General features: G+C 64.5%; 17 protein-coding genes. 7 read left to right on the top strand and 10 right to left on the bottom strand.

From position 1 onward, the window contains the following. The first annotated feature begins 98 nt into the window (after nt 1–98). The 6 genes from exbB to KSS97_RS00225 all read left to right on the top strand — a co-directional run bounded on the left by exbB (nt 99) and on the right by KSS97_RS00225 (nt 7,025). Nucleotides 99–1,070: a tonB-system energizer ExbB gene (gene exbB / locus KSS97_RS00200; protein WP_217860630.1), complete on the top strand. Its 972-nt coding sequence runs from the start codon at nt 99–101 to the stop codon at nt 1,068–1,070. A 6-nt stretch (nt 1,071–1,076) separates the two neighbouring features. After that, entirely contained in the window at nt 1,077–1,505 is a 429-nt protein-coding gene (exbD, locus tag KSS97_RS00205) for a TonB system transport protein ExbD (RefSeq protein WP_030142181.1), read from the top strand. Further along, a complete protein-coding gene (locus KSS97_RS00210; protein ID WP_030142182.1) occupies nt 1,502–2,257 on the top strand; it encodes an energy transducer TonB family protein in 756 nt (251 codons plus the stop codon). Before exbD ends, KSS97_RS00210 begins: the two co-directional genes overlap by 4 nt. Nucleotides 2,258–2,542: 285 nt before the next feature. After that, nucleotides 2,543–3,463: a hydrogen peroxide-inducible genes activator gene (locus KSS97_RS00215; protein ID WP_030142183.1), complete on the top strand. Its 921-nt coding sequence runs from the start codon at nt 2,543–2,545 to the stop codon at nt 3,461–3,463. Nucleotides 3,464–3,472: 9 nt separating this feature from the next. After that, on the top strand, nt 3,473–5,548 hold the full coding sequence (recG, locus tag KSS97_RS00220; RefSeq protein ID WP_217860631.1) for an ATP-dependent DNA helicase RecG: 2,076 nt from the start codon (nt 3,473–3,475) through the stop codon (nt 5,546–5,548). A 79-nt stretch (nt 5,549–5,627) separates the two neighbouring features. Beyond that, nucleotides 5,628–7,025 (top strand): aminoacyl-tRNA deacylase and HDOD domain-containing protein, encoded by a 1,398-nt coding sequence (locus tag KSS97_RS00225; protein WP_198796206.1) that lies wholly within the window; start codon nt 5,628–5,630, stop codon nt 7,023–7,025. A 185-nt stretch (nt 7,026–7,210) separates the two neighbouring features. On the opposite strand, the gene KSS97_RS00230 is transcribed toward KSS97_RS00225, so the two are convergent. Continuing rightward, complete coding sequence (locus KSS97_RS00230; RefSeq protein WP_217860632.1) at nt 7,211–7,591, bottom strand: helicase; 381 nt, start codon at nt 7,589–7,591, stop codon at nt 7,211–7,213. A gap of 457 nt (nt 7,592–8,048) precedes the next feature. Between KSS97_RS00230 and KSS97_RS00235 the strand changes: the two genes are divergently transcribed. Next, nucleotides 8,049–8,432, top strand: a complete 384-nt coding sequence (locus tag KSS97_RS00235; protein ID WP_217860633.1) for a DUF6124 family protein — start codon at nt 8,049–8,051, stop codon at nt 8,430–8,432. A gap of 518 nt (nt 8,433–8,950) precedes the next feature. Here the strand turns inward: KSS97_RS00235 and tagQ are convergent. The 9 genes from tagQ to KSS97_RS00280 form a co-directional block, all read right to left on the bottom strand. Further along, nucleotides 8,951–9,892 carry a type VI secretion system-associated lipoprotein TagQ gene (gene tagQ / locus KSS97_RS00240; RefSeq protein WP_030138253.1) on the bottom strand — a complete coding sequence of 314 codons (942 nt, stop codon included), beginning with the start codon at nt 9,890–9,892 and terminating at the stop codon, nt 8,951–8,953. Between the two features lie 85 nt (nt 9,893–9,977). Further along, complete coding sequence (locus KSS97_RS00245) at nt 9,978–11,705, bottom strand: formylglycine-generating enzyme family protein (RefSeq protein WP_437127910.1); 1,728 nt, start codon at nt 11,703–11,705, stop codon at nt 9,978–9,980. Further along, entirely contained in the window at nt 11,698–12,894 is a 1,197-nt protein-coding gene (locus tag KSS97_RS00250) for an ABC transporter permease (RefSeq protein WP_217860634.1), read from the bottom strand. Before KSS97_RS00250 ends, KSS97_RS00245 begins: the two co-directional genes overlap by 8 nt. Then, the gene (locus tag KSS97_RS00255) at nt 12,894–13,610 is read right to left on the bottom strand and encodes an ABC transporter ATP-binding protein (RefSeq protein ID WP_217860635.1); all 717 of its coding nucleotides are present in this window, start codon (nt 13,608–13,610) and stop codon (nt 12,894–12,896) included. The genes KSS97_RS00250 and KSS97_RS00255 overlap by 1 nt, the downstream gene beginning before the upstream one ends. After that, on the bottom strand, nt 13,610–16,696 hold the full coding sequence (locus KSS97_RS00260) for a serine/threonine-protein kinase (protein ID WP_303651297.1): 3,087 nt from the start codon (nt 16,694–16,696) through the stop codon (nt 13,610–13,612). Before KSS97_RS00260 ends, KSS97_RS00255 begins: the two co-directional genes overlap by 1 nt. Next, complete coding sequence (locus tag KSS97_RS00265) at nt 16,693–17,424, bottom strand: PP2C family protein-serine/threonine phosphatase (RefSeq protein WP_030138248.1); 732 nt, start codon at nt 17,422–17,424, stop codon at nt 16,693–16,695. Before KSS97_RS00265 ends, KSS97_RS00260 begins: the two co-directional genes overlap by 4 nt. Beyond that, nucleotides 17,425–18,078: a type VI secretion system-associated protein TagF gene (gene tagF / locus KSS97_RS00270; protein WP_217860637.1), complete on the bottom strand. Its 654-nt coding sequence runs from the start codon at nt 18,076–18,078 to the stop codon at nt 17,425–17,427. Next, a complete protein-coding gene (tssM, locus tag KSS97_RS00275; RefSeq protein WP_217860639.1) occupies nt 18,075–21,575 on the bottom strand; it encodes a type VI secretion system membrane subunit TssM in 3,501 nt (1,166 codons plus the stop codon). Before tssM ends, tagF begins: the two co-directional genes overlap by 4 nt. Then, a complete protein-coding gene (locus tag KSS97_RS00280; RefSeq protein ID WP_030138245.1) occupies nt 21,572–22,882 on the bottom strand; it encodes a DotU family type VI secretion system protein in 1,311 nt (436 codons plus the stop codon). Before KSS97_RS00280 ends, tssM begins: the two co-directional genes overlap by 4 nt.

The following is a 22,882-nucleotide window of genomic DNA, read 5'->3' on the forward strand; positions in this document are numbered from 1 at the left end:
AACAAGAATTACTTGCAATAATGCTTGCCACTTTTGTTCTCGGCCTCACGAGGCCTGGAAGAACATCAACCTTCTTTTTCCTCTCAGGTCCGGCCAGCATGACACGCTCTCTCTCTTCCGCTTCGCCAACCAACCGACCTCGCGCCTGGAGCGCGGTGGCAGCTTTGCTGCTCAGCCTGATGCTGGCGCCAAGCGCCGCCTTCGCTGATGCCCAGGCACCCGCCACGACTCCGGCCACCGCGCCGGCCGCCGCCCAGGCACCCGCCGACCCGGCCGCACCCGTTGCGACGCCCGTGGCCACCGATCCGACTCAGGCCGTCGAAGCCGACGCGCCTCAAGTGCTCGAAGCAGACAACACCCTGGGCATGGCCCACGACCTGTCGCCCTGGGGCATGTACAAGAACGCCGACGTGGTCGTCAAAGCCGTGATGATCGGCCTGGCCATCGCCTCGATCATCACCTGGACCATCTGGATCGCCAAGGGCTTCGAACTGCTGGGCGCCAAGCGTCGCCTGCGGGGTGAAATCGCCGCACTGAAGAAGGCCGCCACCCTCAAGGAAGCCAGCGCCAGCGCCGCGAAGGAAGGCACCCTCGCCAATTTGCTGGTGCACGACGCGCTCGAAGAAATGCAGCTGTCGGCCAACAGCCGCGAGAAGGAAGGCATCAAGGAACGCGTCAGCTTCCGCCTCGAGCGCCTGGTGGCTGCCTGCGGTCGCAACATGAGCAGCGGCACCGGCGTGCTCGCCACCATCGGCTCCACCGCGCCATTCGTCGGCCTGTTCGGTACCGTGTGGGGGATCATGAACAGCTTCATCGGCATCGCCAAGACCCAGACCACCAACCTCGCCGTCGTCGCCCCCGGCATTGCCGAAGCCTTGCTGGCGACCGCATTGGGCCTGGTCGCGGCCATCCCGGCGGTGGTGATCTACAACGTCTTCGCTCGCTCCATCGCTGGCTACAAGGCCCAGGTTTCCGATGCTTCGGCCGAAGTCCTGCTGCTAGTCAGCCGCGATCTCGATCACCTGCCGCCCGAGCGTGGCTCGCAACCGCACATGGTGAAAGTGGGGTAATCGGCCATGGGCCTGCATTTGAAAGAAGGCGCAGACGACGATCTGGCCGAGAACCACGAAATCAACGTCACGCCGTTCATCGACGTGATGCTGGTGCTGTTGATCATCTTCATGGTGGCCGCCCCGCTCGCCACCGTGGACATCAAGGTTGATCTCCCCGCGTCCACGGCCAAGCCGTCGCCACGGCCGGAAAAACCGGTGTTCCTGAGCGTCAAGGCTGACCAGCGCCTGTTCCTGGGCGAAGAGGAAATCAAGGTCGAGAGCCTCGGCCCGACCCTGGACGCCAAGACCCAGGGCAAGAAAGACACGACGATCTTCTTCCAGGCCGACAAAGGCGTGGATTACGGCGACCTGATGAGCGTGATGGACGCCCTGCGCGGCGCCGGTTACCTGAAGGTCGGCCTGGTCGGACTCGAGACGGCGCCGAAGAAATGATCACGACGCGCCAAAAGCTGACGCGTTACAGCGGTAGCCTGGCCGTGGTGCTGGGCGTGCATGCGCTTGCCATCGCGCTGACGCTGAACTGGACGACACGTGCGCCCATCGAATTGCCGCCCCAGGCAATGATGGTCGAACTGGCCCCGGTTCCAGCGCCGCCACCGCCTGCCCCGCCAAAAGTCGTCACACCGCCGCAACCGCCCGAGCCGGTGGAAGAGCTGCCGCTGCCGAAACTGGCCGAAGCGCCGAAGGCGGAAATCGCCGTGCCCAAGCCGGTCAAGCCCAAGCCGAAGCCTCAACCGCCCAAGCCCAAGCCGGTGGAGAAAAAGCCGGAGCCGCCGAAGGAAACGCCGTCGGAGCAGAAGCCCGCCGACACTCAGCCCACCCAGGCGCCGACCGAGAAGTCCGCGCAGCCGGCCCCAGGCCCTTCGCCCGCGCAAATGGCAGCCAAGGCGAGCTGGCAAGGCACGCTGCTGGCGCACCTGGGCAAATACAAGAAGTACCCGGCCAGCGCCCAGGCACGCGGCAAGGAAGGCATGAACCGCTTGCGGTTCGTGGTGGATGCCGAAGGCAACGTGTTGTCCTTCGAACTGGTGGGCAAGTCAGGCAACGCCGATCTGGACCGGGCCACCCTGGAAATGATCCGCCGCGCCCAACCGCTGCCCAAGCCACCGGCCGACCTACTGACCAACGGCACGGTCGAACTGACGGCGCCGTTCCTGTATTCCATCGACAAGCGTCGGCGCTGACCTCAAATTGCAAGCCCCTGTTAGGGGCTTCTTATTTGTGGCGAGGGGATTTAGCGAAACGTCGCACCGCCCCGCTGGGGCGCGTAGCGGCCCTAAAAAAGCTGACATGCCCCCCGGCTTTCCCGTCGCCAATCCTGTTTTTGGGGCCGCTTCGCAGCCCAACGGGGATAAATCCCCTCACCACATCAGACATTCGCCAGTGTCGCACCGCGCCTCCAGTCTGATAACGTGCGTCTATCGATTGCAGCCGGTATGCTTGGCTCGCAACTTCACGGACGTTTCGCCATGACCCTCACAGAATTACGCTACATCGTGACCCTCGCCCAAGAGCAGCATTTCGGCCACGCGGCCGAGCGTTGCCATGTCAGCCAGCCGACGCTGTCGGTGGGTGTGAAAAAGCTTGAAGACGAACTCGGTGTGCTGATTTTCGAGCGCAGCAAAAGCGCCGTGCGCCTGACCCCGGTGGGCGAAGGCATCGTCGCCCAGGCGCAAAAGGTCCTGGAACAGGCCCAGGGCATTCGCGAACTGGCCCAGGCCGGCAAGAACCAGCTGACCGCCCCGCTGAAAGTCGGCGCGATCTACACCGTCGGGCCGTATCTGTTCCCGCACCTGATTCCACAACTGCACCGGGTTGCCCCGCAGATGCCGTTGTATATCGAAGAAAACTTCACCCACGTGCTGCGTGACAAGCTGCGCAACGGCGAACTGGACGCGATCATCATCGCCCTGCCGTTCAACGAAGCCGACGTCCTGACCCTGCCGCTCTATGACGAACCGTTCTACGTCCTGATGCCGGCCCAGCACCCTTGGACCCAGAAAAAAACCATCGACGCGGCCCTGCTCAACGATAAGAGCCTGTTGTTGCTCGGCGAAGGCCACTGCTTCCGCGACCAGGTACTCGAAGCCTGTCCGACGCTGACCAAGGGCAGCGAAGGCGCCAAGCACACCACGGTGGAATCCAGCTCCCTGGAAACCATTCGCCACATGGTCGCATCCGGCCTGGGCATTTCGATCCTGCCGTTGTCGGCGGTGGACAGCCATCATTACTCCCCCGGCGTGATCGAAGTCCGCCCGCTGACGGCCCCCGTGCCGTTCCGCACCGTTGCCATCGCCTGGCGCGCCAGCTTCCCGCGACCCAAGGCCATCGAGATCCTCGCCGACTCGATCCGCTTGTGCTCCGTGGCCAAGCCGCCTGCCGCCAAGTAAGCCGTAGCCATGACTGAGCTGTCGAAAGTGCCGGTGACGACACTCAAGGGTGTCGGTGAAGCCATGGCCGAGAAACTGGCCAAGGTCGGCCTGGAAAACCTCCAGGACGTGCTGTTTCACCTGCCGTTGCGCTATCAGGATCGCACCCGCGTGGTGCCCATCGGTCATTTGCGGCCCGGGCAGGATGCGGTGGTGGAAGGCACCGTCAGCGGCGCCGACGTGGTCATGGGCCGGCGTCGCAGCCTGGTGGTGCGCCTGCAGGACGGCACCGGCGGGTTGAGCCTGCGTTTCTATCACTTCAGCAATGCACAAAAGGAAGGCCTCAAGCGTGGCACCCGCGTGCGCTGCTACGGCGAGGCGCGGCCCGGTGCCTCGGGGCTGGAGATCTATCATCCGGAATACCGCGCCATCACCGGCGACGAGCCGCCGCCCGTCGCGGAAACCCTGACGCCGGTCTACCCGCTCACCGAAGGCCTGACCCAACAGCGCCTGCGCCAACTCTGCCAGCAAACCCTGACAATGCTCGGCCCCACCAGCCTGCCGGACTGGCTGCCCAAGGAATTGGCCCGGGATTATCAGCTTGCGCCGCTGGCCGACGCGATTCGCTACCTGCATCACCCGCCTGCCGACGCGGATGTGGAAGAGCTCGCCCTCGGACACCACTGGGCCCAGCATCGCCTCGCCTTCGAAGAGCTGCTGACTCATCAACTGTCCCAGCAACGCCTGCGCGAAAGCCTGCGCTCGCTGCGCGCCCCCGCCATGCCCAAGGCGACTAAGCTGCCGGCTCGCTACCTGGCCAATCTCGGTTTTACCCCCACCGGCGCGCAGCAGCGGGTCGGCAACGAAATCGCCTACGACCTGAGCCAGCCCGAGCCAATGCTGCGGCTGATCCAGGGCGACGTGGGCGCGGGCAAGACCGTGGTCGCTGCCCTCGCCGCCCTGCAAGCGCTGGAAGCCGGGTATCAGGTGGCGTTGATGGCGCCCACCGAGATCCTCGCCGAGCAACACTTCATCACCTTCCAGCGCTGGCTCGAACCCCTGGGCATCGAAGTCGCCTGGCTGGCCGGCAAGCTCAAGGGCAAGAACCGCGCCGCCGCCCTCGCGCAGATCGCCGAGGGCGCGCCGATGGTGGTCGGCACCCACGCCTTGTTCCAGGACGAAGTGCAGTTCAAGAACCTGGCCCTGGTGATCATCGACGAACAGCACCGCTTCGGCGTCCAACAGCGCCTGGCCCTGCGGCAGAAAGGCGTCGGCGGGCGGATGTGCCCGCACCAGCTGATCATGACCGCGACACCGATCCCGCGGACCCTGGCGATGAGTGCCTACGCCGACCTCGACACCTCGATCCTCGACGAACTGCCGCCCGGTCGAACGCCGGTCAACACCGTGCTGGTCACCGATACCCGACGAGTGGAAGTGATCGAGCGCGTGCGCGGCGCCTGCGCCGAAGGACGGCAGGCCTATTGGGTCTGCACGCTGATCGAAGAATCGGAAGAACTGACCTGCCAGGCGGCCGAAACCACCTATGAAGACCTCACCGCCGCCCTCGGCGAATTGAAGGTCGGGTTGATCCACGGCCGCATGAAGCCCGCCGAAAAAGCCGCAGTGATGGCCGAATTCAAGGCCGGCACCCTGCAACTGCTGGTCGCCACCACCGTGATCGAGGTCGGCGTCGACGTACCCAACGCCAGCCTGATGATCATCGAGAACCCCGAGCGCCTGGGTCTGGCGCAGCTGCACCAGTTGCGTGGCCGCGTCGGTCGGGGCAGCGCCGCGAGCCATTGCGTCTTGCTCTATCATCCGCCATTGTCGCAGATCGGGCGCCAGCGCCTGGGGATCATGCGCGAAACCAACGACGGTTTCGTCATCGCCGAAAAAGACCTCGAACTGCGCGGCCCGGGCGAAATGCTCGGCACGCGCCAGACCGGTCTGCTTCAATTCAAGGTGGCCGACCTGATGCGCGACGCCGACCTGCTCCCGGCAGTACGCGACGCTGCCCAGGCGCTGCTGGAGCGCTGGCCCGACCATGTCAGCCCGCTGCTGGACCGCTGGCTGCGCCATGGGCAGCAATACGGCCAAGTGTGAGCACGCGCTCAGTTTTCTGGACGCGCCTTCTAGACAAGCTGGTTATACTGACCCACTTGTAGGAAAACGGATACAGACCATGACTGAAGCTGCCCTCGTCCCCGAAACCCCGCACGCTCCGTCTGTGATTCGGCAGTTGCTCGAGAAATTGGGCATCGCCTTTGACGAAGTCATCGAACGACCGGGCCTCAACCCCGCTCGCAAAGTGCAGGCCGTGCTGCTGCACGATGCCGTTGGCGCGCTCATGGTGCTGTTTCCGCAAAGCCAATTGCTGGACCTCAACCGCCTCGCCGAACTGACTGGCCGAAAGCTCACGGCGGTGCCGACCGAGCGCCTGGAGCGCATGCTCGGCAAACACAGCCTGAGCCTGTTGCCAGGCCTGCCCGCGCTGACCAGTTCGCCGTGCCTGTACGAAGAAGGCCTGCTGCGCGAACCCAAGCTGCTGATCAACTCGGGCGAGCCGGGGTTGCTGCTGGAGGTCTCCAGCGAAGCCTTCAAGACCATGCTCACCAAGGCCAGCGCCGCGACGTTCGGCGAACCTGTGAGCAACATCACCCCGAACCTGGACCGCCCGGACGACGACCGCAAGGAAATCACCCAAGCGGTACAGGCATTCACCGCCCGGCGCATCCAGCAACGGCTGGAAGAGACCATCGAGATCCCGCCGCTGGCTGAAACCGCGCAGAAAATCATCAAGCTGCGGGTCGACCCCGACGCCACCATCGACGACATCACCGGCGTGGTCGAAACCGACCCGGCCTTGGCCGCACAAGTGGTGAGCTGGGCCGCATCGCCGTACTACGCGTCGCCGGGCAAGATTCGCTCGGTGGAAGACGCCATCGTCCGCGTGCTGGGCTTCGACCTGGTGATAAACCTGGCGCTGGGGCTGGCCCTGGGCAAGACCCTGAGCCTGCCCAAGGACCATCCGCAACACACCACGCCGTACTGGCAGCAATCGATCTACACCGCCGCCGTCATCGAAGGCCTGACCCGCGCCATGCCGCGGGCCCAGCGCCCGGAAGGCGGCCTGACTTACCTGTCGGGCCTGCTGCACAACTTCGGTTATCTGCTGCTGGCCCATGTGTTCCCGCCGCATTTCTCGTTGATCTGCCGGCACCTGGAGGTCAACCCGCACCTGTGCCACAGCTACGTGGAGCAACACCTGCTGGGCATCAGCCGCGAGCAGATCGGCGCCTGGCTGATGCGCTACTGGGACATGCCCGACGAACTGGCCACCGCCCTGCGCTTCCAGCACGACCCCCACTACGACGGCGAATACGCCGCCTACCCGAACCTGGTGTGCCTGGCCGTGCGCCTGCTGCGCTCGCGCAGCATCGGCTCCGGTCCGGACGAAGAGATCCCGGATGCACTGCTCGATCGCGTAGGGCTGACTCGGGAAAAGGCCGATGATGTGGTGAGCAAGGTGCTTGAGGCTGAAGTGCTGCTGCGGGAGCTGGCTTCGCAGTTCAGCCACTAATGAATGCAGCAGATGGGCTGTTGTGGCGAGGGGATTTATCCCCGCTGGGCTGCGAAGCAGCCCTAAAACCTAGCCCCCCGGTTAAGCAGGCTCACCGCACTTAGCCTTTTGGGGCCTGCTGCGCAGTCCAGCGGGGATAAATCCCCTCGCCACAGAAGCCCTCTCAGAACAGTGACTCACTGGGCTCAAGCCTTCTTCGCCTTCCTCGGCTTCAAATACTTCATCAACCCCTGAAACCAGATCACCAGCGCCGGATTACCCTTGATCTGGATCGACTTGTCCTGGATCCCGGTCATGAACGCCAACTGCTTGTTCTTCGCCTGCATCGTGGCGAAGCCATAGCCTGCATCCTTGAACGCGATGGCGAAGGCCGGCGTCGGATAAACACCCGACTGGCTGGTGATGCGCTGGTTCTTCACGGTGAAGTGCCGGGCAACCTTGCCGTCCAGGGTTTGCAGCTGGAACACCAGCTCCTTGTCGCCCAGCTGCTGCTGGAACGCCGGATTGGTGCGGCTGGCCTTGCCCATCAACCACCCCAGCAGCCACAACAGGAAACGAAATTTCATCGGCACAGCCTCGTGAGAAAAATGAACGGCTGGCGCAGTTTAGCGATTCTTCAGAAGAACGCCATCATCCAATCCAGTTTGCGGAAGATCGGCCATCTTTTGCGCATGATGACCGCCAAGTCACGTTTAGAAGCGTCATTCGTTGGCCTTCAGACTCGTCGGACATTTCCTTCAATACGCCGGGCTGTCCATGAACTAGGCAGCGGTCCCCAGGGCCGCTAACCTCTGTTCGTCATCGCAAAAAAACGGTGACACGGACGTGCAAGTCCGGACTGGTACGCAATTGGTTATGGCTATTGATCGAGCATTTTTTTATGCTCGCGTCCGTTATGGCAATTGTGCGTGGGAGACCTTCGGGTCTGCCGGCGGTACCGGACCGGTCTTGCACACCTACGTACAGTTGCCACCTCTTCGAATGCAAGCGAAAGGATGTCGACCCCAACTCTGGTACATAGATATGGTCAAGCATTCACCGAATCCACCGAAAAACGAACACAAATCCCGCGCCGAAAAACTCGAAGAAAAACGCCTCGAAGACGCCACCAACCGCGCTCTCGACTACTACCTCAAGCCCCACCCCGCCTCACCGCCGGAACCCGACAAAGACCAACTCTTCATCGTCTCTCCCCACATCGACACCGAAACCCTGCTCGCCAACGCCTCCGAAGACCTGCTCTCCATCAGCACCATCGCCGCCGACCTGGCCGACGACATCGACGAATCACGCCGTTGCATCGCCCTGGCGATCAGCCGCATGGCCGATGGGGTGCAGTTGTTGGTTGAACGGGCGTTGGATCATTTGGAAACGAAGGGGGTGGCGGCGTCTGCAGCCAAAGGATAGGGCGGACATAGAGGCAAGCTGAACCGACGCCTTCGCGAGCAAGCTCGCTCCCACAAGGTTCTGTGTCGAACCGAATCTCCAGTTCAGCGCCAATCCAGTGTGGGAGCGGGCTTGCTCGCGAAAGCGGAGTATCAGACGACATTGATACCGACTGAACAAACACCTTCGCGAGCAAGCTCGCTCCCACAGGGAAACGCGGTCCCACCTAGAACCAGGTCGGCTATCAGGCCGCCTCGGCTTGGCTTTTGATCTGGAGGCCCCGTTAACCACGATGGCCGAACGCAGGTATTGCGCAGTGGGCAACCCGGCATGGATGCCGGGTTAGCCGCGCTGGGTCATGGATGACCCTTCGCGGCGGCCCACGGAGCAATGCCTGCGTTCGGGCACACCGAGCCTAGGCGAGGTGCCGAGTGGTGGGGCAAGACCTTTTGGTTACTTTTGGGGCGTTTGCCAAAAGTGACACGCCGTAAGGGCGTAACCGCCAGCCGCCATCACCGCAGCAACGGATATGCACCCGATCAAACATTCGGGCAAGGAACCGGCGCCCAGTCACCCAGGTCCGGGTTCTTGCACATGCTGTTCACCTGCGTAGTACCGGCACTCGCAACCTGCTTGCTCTGATCCTGCTTGGCCTTGGCATCCTGCAAAGTCTTCTCGGTAGCGACCGCTTCTTTCGGCACCACTGGAAGTTCTTTCTTCTTCGCCGGCGTCACTTTCTTCTTGGTCTTGGTGCTGGTCTGCGCCGCCACAACCTGCGTGGTGTCAGCAGTGGCCACGGTCACCACGTCAGTGCGCTGCACGCCCACTTGTTGCAGGTCTTTCTCGTAAGCCTGGGTGTAGTTGTTCAGGTCTTCGGACGCCTTGCCGTTCACCGCGACGATCAGGTCGTTGGACTCTTTCAGGCCGGCAACGATTTCCGCCAGGCGCTTGCGGCCCTCGGTGTCGTTGACCGTCTTGGCCTTGCGGTCGGCAACCAGTTTGCTGAACGCGTTCTGGTAGCACTGTTGCGAAGCCTTGGCGTACGCGGTGCTGCGGTCGATGTCCGAAGCGCTCTTGCTGACGTCGGCAGCGTAGGAAGCGATGCGCATGTTGTCATCGGCGATCTGCTTCTGGCGCTCGGTGTAGTAACCAGCTGCACCACCGGCCAGGGCGCCGCCCGCGGCACCGATGGCGGCGTTGCGACCACGGTCTTCCTTGTCGGCGGTCAGGGCGCCCAGCAGCGCACCACCGACGGCACCGACGGCTGCGCCAGTGACGACCGACTTGGTCATGTTGCCTTCGGTGGAGCGCAGGTGCTGCACCGGCTCGTAGCAATTCGGGTAGTACTCGACCTTGGTGCTCGAAGCGACCTTGGAGGTCGGCGACGAAGCGCAGCCGGTCAGTACGGTGCTGAAGCCAACAGCGACCAGCAGCAAATGACGCTTGGAAACCGAAGCAAAAGGTTTACGGGAGAAAAGCATAGTTGTGTTCTCGTTTAAGTTTTGACCAGCTCAGCGCAGCCCTATCGCCGCCTGAGTCCCTTCCAAGCTCGCTGACAACGAACACTCAAGACCGCTGAGCATTCGATGCGAGCAATTCCTTCAATATCGCCGCCGGGTCGGCTCGTTTCTGCTGACGATAATCCCCGACATGACGAACGAATAACGTTGCACGCGCCACCAGGCTCTTGCCCAGTACCGGTTTGCGCTCAAGCTCTTCCTTGATGCGCTGGAACTGCGCCTGGATCACGGCATCGGTGTAGCGCGTGCCGGTTGCCAGGTTGTCGATGTAGATCGCCACCGCGCCGTCCAGCGCACTGCGGCCGTTGTCGATGGCCGTGGCGAACAGCGTGGCGCTGGCCTCGTCCTTGGCATCCAAGGCCGCCTGCCGACTGTTCTGCAGATTGGTCAGGCGGATGTTGTAGTTGTTGATGGTCTCGGCCACCAGCGCCGAAGACTGGATCAGGTTGCCCGCCGCTTCTTCGCGTTGCTGGGCGATGAGCGAGACGTTGCGCTTGAGCTCTTCGTTGACCAGGCCCAACTCGGCTTGCAGGCGCGGATCGGTGCTCGCGGAGATGATGCTGTCCAGGCGCTTGGTCGGGTCGTCGGCGTCGTCGATGGCATCGGTCAAGGATGCAAGCCGGCCCTCCTTCTGCCACTGGGCGAACAATTCCTTGTAGCGCGAACGCGGCGCCGACAACGCGCCGACGGCCACCCGAAAACCGGTGGTTTCGTTGCTTTGCTCAGTGCCGTCGGCAGCAAATAACGGGTACTCGCGGCGCATGCCGGTGAACAGCGTGCCCTCGCCTTCCAGGTAATTACCGCCCTTGACCACGAAGCCGCCATAGGCGCCCTGGCGGCGACCGGCGTGCACCAACTGGAACGATTCCTGGACCATCTCGGCGGCGTTGCCGACCACATCGAACAGGCCGATGGGGTTCGGCAATTTGGTGCCGATAGGCATCAGCCGCGCAGCCTGGCCGGTGCCGCCGGCGACCTGGTTGAACACCGCCCAATCGGCCAGCGGCCCGTCGCTTTCACTGCCTTCCAGGCGTCGTGGAAACAGCCGGCCTTCCAAGTCTTGACGGCTGACGGCTTGCCCACCCCGGGCGGCGAATTCCCACTCCACTTCTGTGGGCAGGCGCACGAAGCCCAGGCCGCCGTCTTCGGCGGAAGTGCCGCGACCGCTCACTGGCAGCAGGTCCTTGTGATATTTCATCAGCCAGGCGCTGTACACCGCCGAGAAGCGCTCGGCCTCGAACTTCGACAGCTTCACCTTGGGCAAGCGCCCGGCCATGCCCTGGGGCAACTCGGCCAACAGCGCCTCGCAGGCCGGCGCCGCTTCGCCACTGGCCAGCGACTGCGCCTGCGCCATGACCTGGGCGTACTGGCGAGCGGTGACTTCGTACTTGCCGATGAAGTACAGCATCGGCTTAAGCGGCGTCTTGGCGTCGGTCTTGGGCATCAACGGCGTGATGGTCTTGTTCCAGTCCTTGGGCAGGTCCTTGAGGGTGAACTGGCCGTTGATGAAGTCGCGCCGGTAGCCGGAAATGAACGACTGTTGATAGCCCGCCTCGCCTTCGCTGAACGGGTAGCCGAGGCTGATCTCGCGGTCGTCCAGGGTGCCTTGGGCGAGGATATAGACGTAGCGGAACACCATCTGCCCTTCACACGGCAGCGGCAGGCTGACGTCGTCGGGCAACGGCTTGGGATTGTCCAGCTTGTCCGTGCCCTCATCCGCCCAGACCAGACTGGCCAGGCTCAGCGCCACGGCGGCGCCCAATAACTTATACATCGCGAATTCCTTCAGACGCCTGGATGCGCGCCACCCGCCAACCACCGCAAGCCGCCGCGACGGCGCTGACGCCGAGCACGGCCACCAGGGCCAAGGTGTAATGACGCACCAGCAGATGGCTGGCGTACTCGCCGGGCATCTGCGCAAATAAAAGATTCAGGCCCGACTGCGCCAGGCCATACAGGCCAGCGCTCAGCAGGGCCGCAAACGTGGCGCTGTAGAGCGCCTGCAACACCACGAACAACAACAGTGCCGCGGTGGAAACCCCCAACAGGCGCAGCACCGACAGCTCGCGGCGCTTGCGTTCGACCGCCGCCAGGGCACCGGCAAAGATCGCCGCGAAGGCGCCGGCCAACGCCAACCCGGCGATGATCCAGAACACGATCGACAGGTTGCGGCTCAACGATTGCACTTGTGCGATGGTCTGGGCCTGGGTCGACACCAACAGGTTCTGCCCGGCGAAGAACTGGCGCAGCGGCTCGACATCGCCCAAGTTGCGCGCGTACAAGCGAAACGCCGGATAGACCCGTTGCCCGGCCTCGCCCACCGCATCGCCCGGCCAACCGAACGCGGGCACGGCGCGACCGTCACGGTAATCTTCCGCGGCTTCGAGCAAGGCCAACGGTGCGAACAAACCGTCCCTCGCAAAGGCTTCCAGCGGCAGCACGTTCAACACCTGAACCCGCGTGCGCTGCGCCTCGCTGCGACCGGCCACCTGCCGACCGAAACTGGCCTGCAACCAATCACCGGCCTTGGCGCCGAGCTTTTCAGCAGCAGTCTGGCTGAGCACCACTTGATCCAAGCCTTGTGGCACCGGCAGGTGATCGAACAAAGGGTCGCCAGCGGCAGTGGGAATCATCTCGACCGTGACGGCGGCAGCCTCGCTGCTCAGGTCCGCCGTGGCCGCGATCTGTCGGGTGCGCGGCAAGGCAAACGCCACATCACTGCGCTGCGCCAACTGTTCAACGAATCCGGCACTGAAGCGGCCGCCGCCCAAGGGAATGATTTCCCGGGTGGCCGGGTCGTTTTGCAGGCGTTCGGTCAGGCTGCTGACCAGGCCGAACTTCAGGCCGAACAGCACCAGCAACGGCGCCACCACGGCCACCAATGCCAGCACCGAACACGCCGACAGCCAGGCGTCGTTGCGGTAATCCTGCCAGGCCAGGGAAGCCACCAGCGCGCCGCGCATCAGCAAGCCTCCCCGAGCGTGGCCGTAACGCCACCGTCGACATCGCGACGGCAGCTGATGCGACGCACCTGCAAGCCGCTGGCGCGGGCCAACGCTTCGTCATGGGTGGCAACCACGCAGCACACGCCGTGCTCACGAGCCTGGGTGACCAGCAATTGCATGACGCGCTCGGCGTTCAGCGGGTCGAGGGCGGCGGTTGGCTCATCGGCCAGCAGCAGGCGCGGGCCATGGGCCAACGCCCGGGCGCAACTGACCCGCTGGCGCTGGCCGACGGAAAGGTCCGCCGGTTTCTTGTCCAGTTGATCGGCAATGTCCAATTGTCCGGCCAGGCGCTTCACGCTGCCGTCATCCTTCAAGCCCAGCAATTTGCGCGACAACTCGATGTTGCCGCGTACGTCCAGGAAGCCCAACAGCCCACCGGTTTGCAGAACATAGCCCAGGTGACGGCTTCGCAGCTCGGCCAAGGTGCCTTGTTGCGACGCACGCCACAGTTTGGCGATGTCCAGCGGCGCATTGGCGGGCGTGAAGTCGAACTGTCCGGCCTGATCCGGCGCCAGCACCAGCGCCAGCAAGTCCAGCAAGGTGCTCTTGCCGCAGCCGCTGGGGCCGACCACCGCCAGTTGCTCACCGGCGCGCAGTTGCAGCCGGGGTATCACCAGGCTGTAGCGATGGCCGCCGGCGCCCCGGCTTTTGTGCACCGCGCTCAGGTTCAGCATCACGGCAGCGTCGACAACGGAACGCGGTACAACGCATCGCCCGGCTCGGCATCGCCGAAGCGCACCCAATTGGCGAGGTCGTTGTGGAAGGTTTCGTAGAGGCGGATCTTCGATTCCAGCTCGTCGATGAAATCCTCCTGCTCGGCGACGCTCAACGACAACCACAAGTCCTGGGTCATGTTCAGCGATTTGCTGCGGTACGGCAGCCCTTCCAGGTACTCGCCGAGAATCCCGCCGGTGGCGAGGTTGCCACCCTTGCGCAGGGCCGACGGGTCGCGGCTCATGTAGGCGCTGGCGCTGGCGATTTCCTGGAAGAAGTCCTTGGGTGAACTCTGGGTCTTGCGCGCCGCGTCGACGATCAGTTTCAGCGACTGTTGCAGATCGTTGAGTTGCAGCTTGGTCAGCATCACGCAGACCTGGAATGCCGGCAGCGCCGGGTTGGTCAGGTCACGGTCGGCGGTCCAGGCGCTGACCAGTTGCGGCGCCTGGCTGGCGGATTTGCGCCCCAGGAAATCCATGTGCATTGCGTAGCCGACCGCTGCCGATTTGTCGGTCAGGCTTGGCGCGGCGCTGAGCAGCGGCACGCTTTGCGGCTTGTTGCTGCGCACTTGATGGACGAGGTCGGCGAACACCGAGCCGATCTCGTCGACGCGCTCGCCGAACTTGCGTACGTCGGCGCCCGGCACCGGGATGTAGAGGTCGCCGATCTGCGGGTTGGCGTCGGCGGTCAGCGTGCGGTATTGGCTCTGGGCGCCGGCATGGGTTTTCTTGCCGGCGTCGCTGAGCAGGTGCAGGGCGTAGATCTTGATCTGCTTGCCCAACGCCGCCTGGCGCACTTCGGCTTCGTTCATTTGTGTGGCGGCAAACGGGTCGTTCTTGCGCAGCGCACCGGCATCGGTGACGAGCAGGATCAAGCGCCCGCCGTAGCCGGACCAGTCCATGCCCTCCACCGCTTCCATCACACCGGCAAATGCATCTTCGTTGAACGAGTGGCTCGACACCGTGGAGGCTTTGACCTGCCGCGCCATCTCCAGGAAGCGTTGCGGGTCGCGGCCCTGTTCCAGGGTGATCAAGGTCTTGGCGGTGTACTCCAGGCCCGGGGTTTTCTTGATGCTGCTGCGAAAACCGACCATGCCGAAACTGACGCTGTCGAGTTCGCCGCGTTCGGCGATGCGGGTCTGCAGCTGGTGCACCACGTCGCGGACCTGGTCGATGTAGGGCTGCATGGACACGGTGGTGTCCACCACCAACACCACGGCGGTACGGAACGCGTCGGCATTGGCGGTGGTGATCGGCGTATTGGACGCCGCCTTCGGGGCATTGCCAGGGTCGATGGAGGCCACGTTCAACAACTGCACCGGCTGGCCGTTGTCGTCGAAGCTCTCGCGGGAATCGAAGATCGGCAAGAGGTAGAACTGGTTCTGCGGCACGGCGCTGGCGGCCGGTTCCAGGGCCAGCACTTGCTGGTCGTCCTGGGGACTCTGCTGGGCCTTGAGCAACACGTTCTTGGCCGCCGACGGATTGGCCAGCAGCTTCTCCACCTCGCCGGGCTGGCGCAGGAACATCACCGGCGCACGGCCGGAGCGCTCGGTGAACTTGAGCACCAGGCTCTGTTTCCAGTCGCTGACCTGGGCGGCGGGCAACCAGCCGTCGCTGCGCCCGTCGGTGGCCGCGCCGACGCGCACCCATCCGCTGCCATCCACGTCTTTGCGCTGGTAGACATACAACACGGAAAACGCCGGCAAAGCCTTGCCCGGCGCGGCACCCGGTGCTTCGGCGAGTTTCGCCCCCGGTTTGCTGAGCACGCGTTGGAACAGGGTTTTCTTGCCGGCCATCAGCAGCGGGCGCTGGCCGCCGTCGGCCTCGGTCGCCACGGGCGGCTGGGCTGGAGGGGCGACGGGAGGCTTGACCGCAGGTACCTCGGGGGCTTTCGGTGGGGCGACCTCCGGTGGCTTGACCGATGTTGTCTTGGCCACCGGCGTCTTCACTTCCTTGCCATCGCCGCCGGCCAACCACCAATAACCCGCGCCGCCCAACGCCAGCGCTACGGCGACCGCAACGGCAGCCAGAGCGAATACCGGCCCCTTGCGTTGCTCCGAGACCGTGGATTGTGGTGTTGGCTTGATCGGCGGCGGCACGGGCTTGGGTTGTGGCTGCGAGTAAGCCGGACCGCTGGGAATGTCGATGGACATGGGCGTCAAGCCCGCCAAGTCATCCACCGGAGGCGGCGCGACAGGCAGTTCAAACGACAACGGCCGGATCAGCGTCGCTTCCGACGATTGCTCTGGCAAGTTATCCAACGCCCGCAGCAACGCCGCCGCGTCCGGGAAGCGCTCCGCCGGATCCTTCGCCAGCAGCTTGCGCAACACGTCCTGGTAACGGCCGTGATGCACCGGCAGTTCCGGCAAGGGTTCGGTCAGGTGCGCCAGCGCCGTCGACAGCGCGTCATTGCCGGTGTAGGGCAGCTTGCCGACGAGGATTTCGTAGAGCACCACGCCCAGGGCGTATAGGTCGGCGCGGCCATCGATGTCTTGCCCACGGGCCTGTTCCGGGCTCATGTAGCTCGGTGTGCCGACGGCAAAACCGGCCTGGGTGAACTGGGTACGATCGTCCAGGGACTTGGCGATGCCGAAGTCCGAGAGCACCGCCGTGCCGTCGGCGCGAAAGAGAATGTTGGCCGGCTTCACGTCGCGGTGGACCAGCCCCAAGCCGTGGGCGTAACCCAGGGCCGAGGCGATCTGGCGGATATAGGTCAGGCCCTGCTCCGGCGTCAGGCCCGCGGCGATGCGTTCCTTGAGCGTGCCGTTGGGCAGGTATTCCATCGCCATGTAATACAGCTCACCGACGTTGCCGATGTCATGGATGGTGACGGTGTGCGGGTGCGACAAGCGCGCCAGGGTCTTGCCTTCGCGCAGGAAACGCTCGCAGAAGGTCGGGTCGGCGGCCAGGGCAGCGGCCATGACTTTCAGCGCCACCTTGCGTTCCAGCGAACGCTGGGTCGCCAAGTACACGCTGGCCATCGCGCCTTCGCCGATCTCGCCGTCGATGTCGTATCCGGGGATGACAATGTTCAGGGTCAAGCTCATGACGGCACCTTCACGACGACCACGGTGATGTTGTCCGGCGCGCCGCGCATCAGGCCCAGGGACACCAGGCTGCTGGCGATCTCGCCGGGCTCGTCGTGGCTCAAGACTTCACGGATTTCCTCGTCCTCGACGGTCTTGGTCAGGCCGTCGCTGCACAACAGGTAGCTGTCGCCGGGCACCAGCAGCAGCTCAGTCATCGCCAGGTTCAGTTGCGCCTCGACGCCGATGGCGCGGGTGACGATGTTGGCGCGCGGATGCACGCGGGCTTCGGCTTCACTGAGCAAGCCGCTGTCTTGCAGGTCCTGGACATAGCTGTGGTCCCGGGAAATGCTTTCGAGCACGCCGTCGCGCAGGCGATACAAGCGGCTGTCGCCGGCCCACAGGCACATGCCGCGCAGGTCGCGGGCGGCCAGCACCACCACGGTGCTGCCCATCATGGTCACGCCACGGTTGGCGGTTTCTTCGCGCACGGCGGCGTTCACCCGCAGCAGGTCGCTTTGCAGCGCCGCGATGTATTCATCCAGGGAACGGCCTACCGCGATGCTGCGCAGGCTATCGACGATCAGGCTGCTGACGTAGTCGCCCGCCGCGTGCCCGCCCATGCCGTCGGCCACCACCCACAGGCCGTTTTCCGGCAGGTCCAGGCAGGCGTCTTCGTTGACCTGGCGGACCATGCCGACGTGGCTCTTGCTGGCAGACTTGATTGCTTTTCCGGCACTTGGACGCATCTACACAACACCTTCTTGGCCGAGCAAAAATTGCGCAAAATCAGCCGCCGCCGGCAATCCCTGGCAGCGCATCAAACCGGGCGCGATGCGCTCCGAACCCTGGCCCCACCACAGGCTCGCGCCTTCGCAGGCCGACTCGGCCAGGGCGCTCATGCGTCGCTGCGGGTCGGTGGCATCGAAGCGATGCAGGCTGGCGAAACGGCTGCTTGGGGTGCGTGGCAGGTACATCGGGCTGCCCAGGGTTTCCAGCTGTTCGTTGAACGCTTCGAAACTGGCCTCGACGCTCAACGTGCTCAGCAACAGGTTCTCGACCCGCTCGAACCAGTCGTCCGCGCCACCGACCACCGAGGCCGGGTCTGCATCCGGGTCCAGCAATACCGCGATGGTCAGCGGAAAATAGCGCCCGACCCGGTCGATGCTCGGCATCACTACGCCAACGGCAGCGTCCGGCCCGCACACGCCGGGCGCGACCATGAAGCGCCACAGCGGGCTGACCAGATAGGCGTCCAGCCAACGCTCGCCGAGGCTGGTCTGGCTGGCGAGCAAACCCGCCGCCAGCCAGGAGTCCCACGGCCCGATAAAGCTCTGGGGCAAGCCGCGACTGACGAAGTCCCCGCGACTGGCCAACTTTCCATAGAAGCCCGGCGTACTCATAGACGCTCCGGCAGGCTGAAACCGCTGAGCACTCGGCTCTTGAACGGGTTGAACGCACTGTTGGCGCGCAACTCGTAAGAGGCGCTGGCGCCATCGACCCGCAGCCGCAGGTTGAAGCGATCCGGCGAGTTGCCGGCGGTCAGGTCCGATTGCTCCAGCAGGCGGAACCAGGCCCACGGCCCGTCCAGTGTGATGCCGGAACGACCGCTGGACGACGGTGGCATGATCGAGATCCGCACTACGCCAATGCTGCCCGGGTTCGGCCACTGCATGGCGGTCGGGCGGCTCGGGCCGTGGTCGTAACTCAACTGCTGGCCGTCGAGGTCGAGGAGGAATTGGGTGATGGTCGAATCCATCGCCACCGGCTTGAGCTCGAAGCGCACCATCGGCTGCGTGCCGCCGGAACGGAAGAACGCATCGCGGATGGTCGCCGCGCGCTGGAAGGTCTGCAGCACACCCGGGGAGATCCCGAGCTTCTGCGCCGCGCCCGGCTGCCAGCGCCAAGTCTGTGTCGAGGTGTCCACGTACGGTTGCAGGTACTTGCGGAAGTAGTTGTCCATCACCCCGCCGACGCCGAAGAACTGGCCGAAGTCATCCAGGGTCGCGTCCCGCGCGCTGCCCGGCGACATCGGATAACGCCCGGCCAGGGACTGGCGATAGATGTTCACCACTTCGCTGGTCCAGGCGGCGTTCAGTTGATTGCGTACCCCGCCCATCATGGTGTTGGTGGTGGAGTTGACCACCGACTTGACCAGGCCCTGCACCAGCGGCGGCTGGCGTTCGGCATTGAGGCTGACGCGGGTCGCGGCGGCCGACGCCTGGTTCTTGGCCTCGCCAAGCAAGGCATCGCCGCTGGCACCGACCATGGCGCTGACCTGCACGTACAGCGCGTTCATGTCGGACAGCAGGCCGTCGATCGCAGCGGGTTCGCCTTCGTTCTTGTTGACGATGCTGTTGAGCTCGGCGAAATGCGCGGTGATCGGATCATCGCTGGTCGCCGGCGCGTTTGACGTCGCCTGTTCCTGGCCGAGCAAGCTGCCCAGGCGCTCCTTGAGCTTGTCCACGCCACCTTCCACCGGCGCGCCTTGGGCGGCCAGCAGGCGTTCATCCTGTTGCAGGTCGGTTTCCTTCGCCACCGCCACCAGCAGCTTTTTCAACGGCGAGGTCGGGCCGGAAATCACCCGCAGCACGTCGGCGGCCTGGGCCACGCTGGTGATCGGCACAAAGTCGATGTCGGCCAGCAAGGCGTCCCATTGGCGCATGTAGTCCTGGAAATACAGGCGCCGCACGTCGGCGGCCAGGCTGGCGACGTTCTGCTGGTCGGCCTCTTCGTGGCCCAGCACCCATTGCTCTTCGGCCAGGGTGCCGGTCTGGCTCAGGCTGCTGAGCAAGAAGCCCTGGCGGTAGCCCTTGACGGTGAAGAAGCCGCTCAACGGTTCGCCCAATGGCTTGCCACTCTTGCGGCTGAACACCAACGCGGCGTCACGCCCGGCGGCTTCGTTGATGCGAAAGTCCGGGATGCCTTCGGGCAGCTTCTGGCGCTTGATGCGGTCGTAGACGCGCTGGGCCACCGGCAGTTGTTGCAACTGGCGGCGCAGGTCTTCGATCAGGCGCGGGTCGAGGCGCGCGGTCGGCGGACGCCGCTCGAACAGCGCCTGCAAATGCCCGGTCAGGGCCTGGCGCTGCTCGGCCGGCAAATCCCGTGGCAGGGTGCGGTCCCAATCCAGGGCGATCCAGGCCTTGATGAAGTCGGCGTCGTAATGCTCGTTATCAGCGAGCATCAGGTAAGCCTTCAAGCCTTCGTAGAGGAAGTCCGAATTGCCGCCGCTGTGCAGTTGCTCTTCGATGCGCGTCAGCAGGCGTGGCGCGAACACCGCGATCAACAGCTTGCGATAGACGCTGCCGGACTCCGCTTCGAGCATGTCGCCCTGATACAGGCCCAGGCCCTCGGCCCAGTCGGGCGCATCGTCGGCCAAATGCTTGACGGAATTGAGCAGCGGTAGAACCGCGAGGACGTCGCGCTGGGCCGGGCTGAGGTTTTGCACGGTCTGGCCCAGCGGCGCGACTTTCTGATCGACCTGGGCGATGTAGGCCTGGTTGGCGCGGTAGCTGACCCACCACAACGTGCTGACCACCAACACCAGCACGACGGTGGACGCGAGCACACCACGGGCGATCCATTTGCGTCGACGCTCGACCTTCGGATCGACACCCACCAGTCCGCGCTCGGCAAACGCCACGGCGCTGAAGAGTTTTTCGATGAAGTAACTGCGCCCGGTGCCGGTCTGGCGCGCCAGGTGCTGGCGGTCCAGGTTCATGCTCTGGGCCATGGAGCCGATCAGGCGATCGATCGGGCTGCCTTCCTGGGTGCCGCTGGTGAAATACACACCGCGCAGCAACACCCGCTCTTCAAAGGCGTTGGGTTTGAACACGCCGTCGAGGAAGCTTTGCAGGCAGTCCTTCAACGCCCCGAACTGCTGCGGGAAGCCGTAGATCAGGTCGCGCCGCGCCGGGTCGCGTTCTTGTTGCAGGCGTTCGACCAAGCGGTCATTGAGACGCTGCTCCAGCAAGGTGAATTCACTTTGCAGGTGCGCCAACGGGCTGTCGTTGCTCTTGCCGTCGTCCAGGGCGAAGGTCATGCCCCAGACCTGGGCGCGCTCTTCCTTGCTCAGGCTGTCGAAGTACTCCATGAAGCCCGGCACCAAGTCGAGCTTGGTCAGCATCAGGTAGACCGGGAAACGCACGCCTAGCTGGGTGTACAACTCCTGGATCCGCAGGCGAATCGCTGCGGCGTGGGCGGCGCGTTCGGCGTCGCTGCCCAACAGCAGGTCCGAAAGGCTGATGGCGATGAACGCGCCATCGATCGGCCGACGCGCCCGTTGCTTCTTCAACAGGCCAAGGAAACCCAGCCACGCCGCCTTGTCGACGGTCGCGTCGCTGTCTTGAGTGGTGTAGCGGCCAGCGGTGTCGAGCAGCACCGCCTGGTCGGTGAACCACCAGTCGCAGTTGCGCGTGCCGCCGACACCGCGCACGGCACCGGCACCGAGTTGCGCGGCCAACGGGAAATGCAGGCCGGAGTTGACCAGCGCAGTGGTCTTGCCCGAGCCCGGCGGGCCGATGATCACGTACCACGGCAGTTCGTAGAGGTTGCGACGCTCGTCGCCGCCGAGCTTGGCTTTCTTGAGCAAGGCCAAGGCTTCGTCCATGCGCTGGCGCAGGGTCTCGAGTTCTTCGGCGGTGGCGATGCTGGTCGGGTCGGGCGGGGTCTGCGCGGCCAGGCTGCGCATCACTTCCGCGGCCTGGCGGCGGGCCTGGATAATGCGGAACACCCGGTAGGCGATCCACACCGCGAACACCAGGATGATCAACGTCCAGCGCCGCCCTTCTGGCACCAGCCAATCGAGCAGCGGGCCAACGAACCAGATGATCAGGCTCAGGGCAATCAGCCCCAGCAATGGAATGACCCAGCGGATCATGAAACTGAAAAACGCCTTCACTCGACCCCCTCCGCCAACACTGTGATTTCAACCCGACGATTGCGCGCACGTCCCTCGGTCGTGGCGTTGGACGCCAACGGTTCGGTGTCGCTGCGGCCCTCGGCGCTGAAGCGCTCGGGTTGGCCGGTCTTGGCCGAAAGAATGTCCAGCACCGACCGCGCCCGTGCTTCGGACAAGGCCCAGTTGGACGGGAACCTCAACGTGGCGATCGGACGATTGTCGCTGTGGCCGGTCACCAGCACCTGGCCCTTGACCTTGCGCACGGCGTCAGCGATGCGCAGCATCAGCGGTTGGAAATCGTCCTTGATGCTCGCGCTGCCGGAGGCGAACAACTCGTCGCCACGGATGGTCACCACCGAGCGATCGACGGCGTCTTCCACGGCGACCTTGCCGGAGCGGATTTCATCGGCGAGGAAACCGGCCAGGCGTGGGCGCTCGATCACTTTCGGCTGCACCACCGGACGGTCAATGGTCTGCACCGGGATTTCACCGAGGAAATGGATGTTCTTGAACACCGGCTCGGCATCGGCGGCCAGTTTCATGCGCAGGCCGAACAGCAGCGCCAGCAGCAGGGCCACGCCGATGGCCACGGCAATCCACGGCGGCATGAATTGCGCCAGTCGATCGCGGGCCACGGTGACGCCGCGCCAGTGCGGCGACAGCTCGCGTTCATAGTCGCCACGGGCGCTGCGGATCACCGCGCTGGTGCGCTCGCGCAATGCTTCGAGTTGGCTGCGCCCGTCGTTCATCACCCGATAGCGGCCTTCAAAACCGAGGCACATGCACAGGTACAGCAGCTCCAGCAAATACAGGCGCTCGCGCGGGCTTTGCAGGCAATGCTCCAGCAGCTGGAACACCTTCTCGCCGCCCCAGGCCTCGTTGTGCACGGTGATCAACAGGCTTTGCTTGCCCCAGTCGCTGGTGCCGCCCCACGGCGTGCTCAATACCGCCTCATCGAGCGCGGTGCACAAGGCGTAGCGGGCCAGCAACACGTCGTTGCGCACCACGCCGGCAGCCTCGGCGCGCTCTTCGAACTGGCGCAGGTACGCCAACAGTTGCGCGCGCAAACTGGCCGGCGCCGGGTGGGCGATGGTGTTGCGCAGGCGCGTCAGCAGGGCCAGCAACGGACCCGCGGCGCTTTCCAGCGGGTTGAGGCCTTGGGCCTTGCCGGTCAGGACTGGCGCGGCCGGCATCGACAACGGCGCTGGCGCGGGTGCCGGCTGCTGGCGTGCCGGGTCCGGACGGAACGGATCCGCGCCACGGCCACCGGGCGTCGGCATGAACTGGGTACGATCGTCGTTGCTCAT

Origin of the sequence: Pseudomonas alvandae (assembly GCF_019141525.1) — a bacterium.
GTDB lineage: Bacteria > Pseudomonadota > Gammaproteobacteria > Pseudomonadales > Pseudomonadaceae > Aquipseudomonas > Aquipseudomonas alvandae.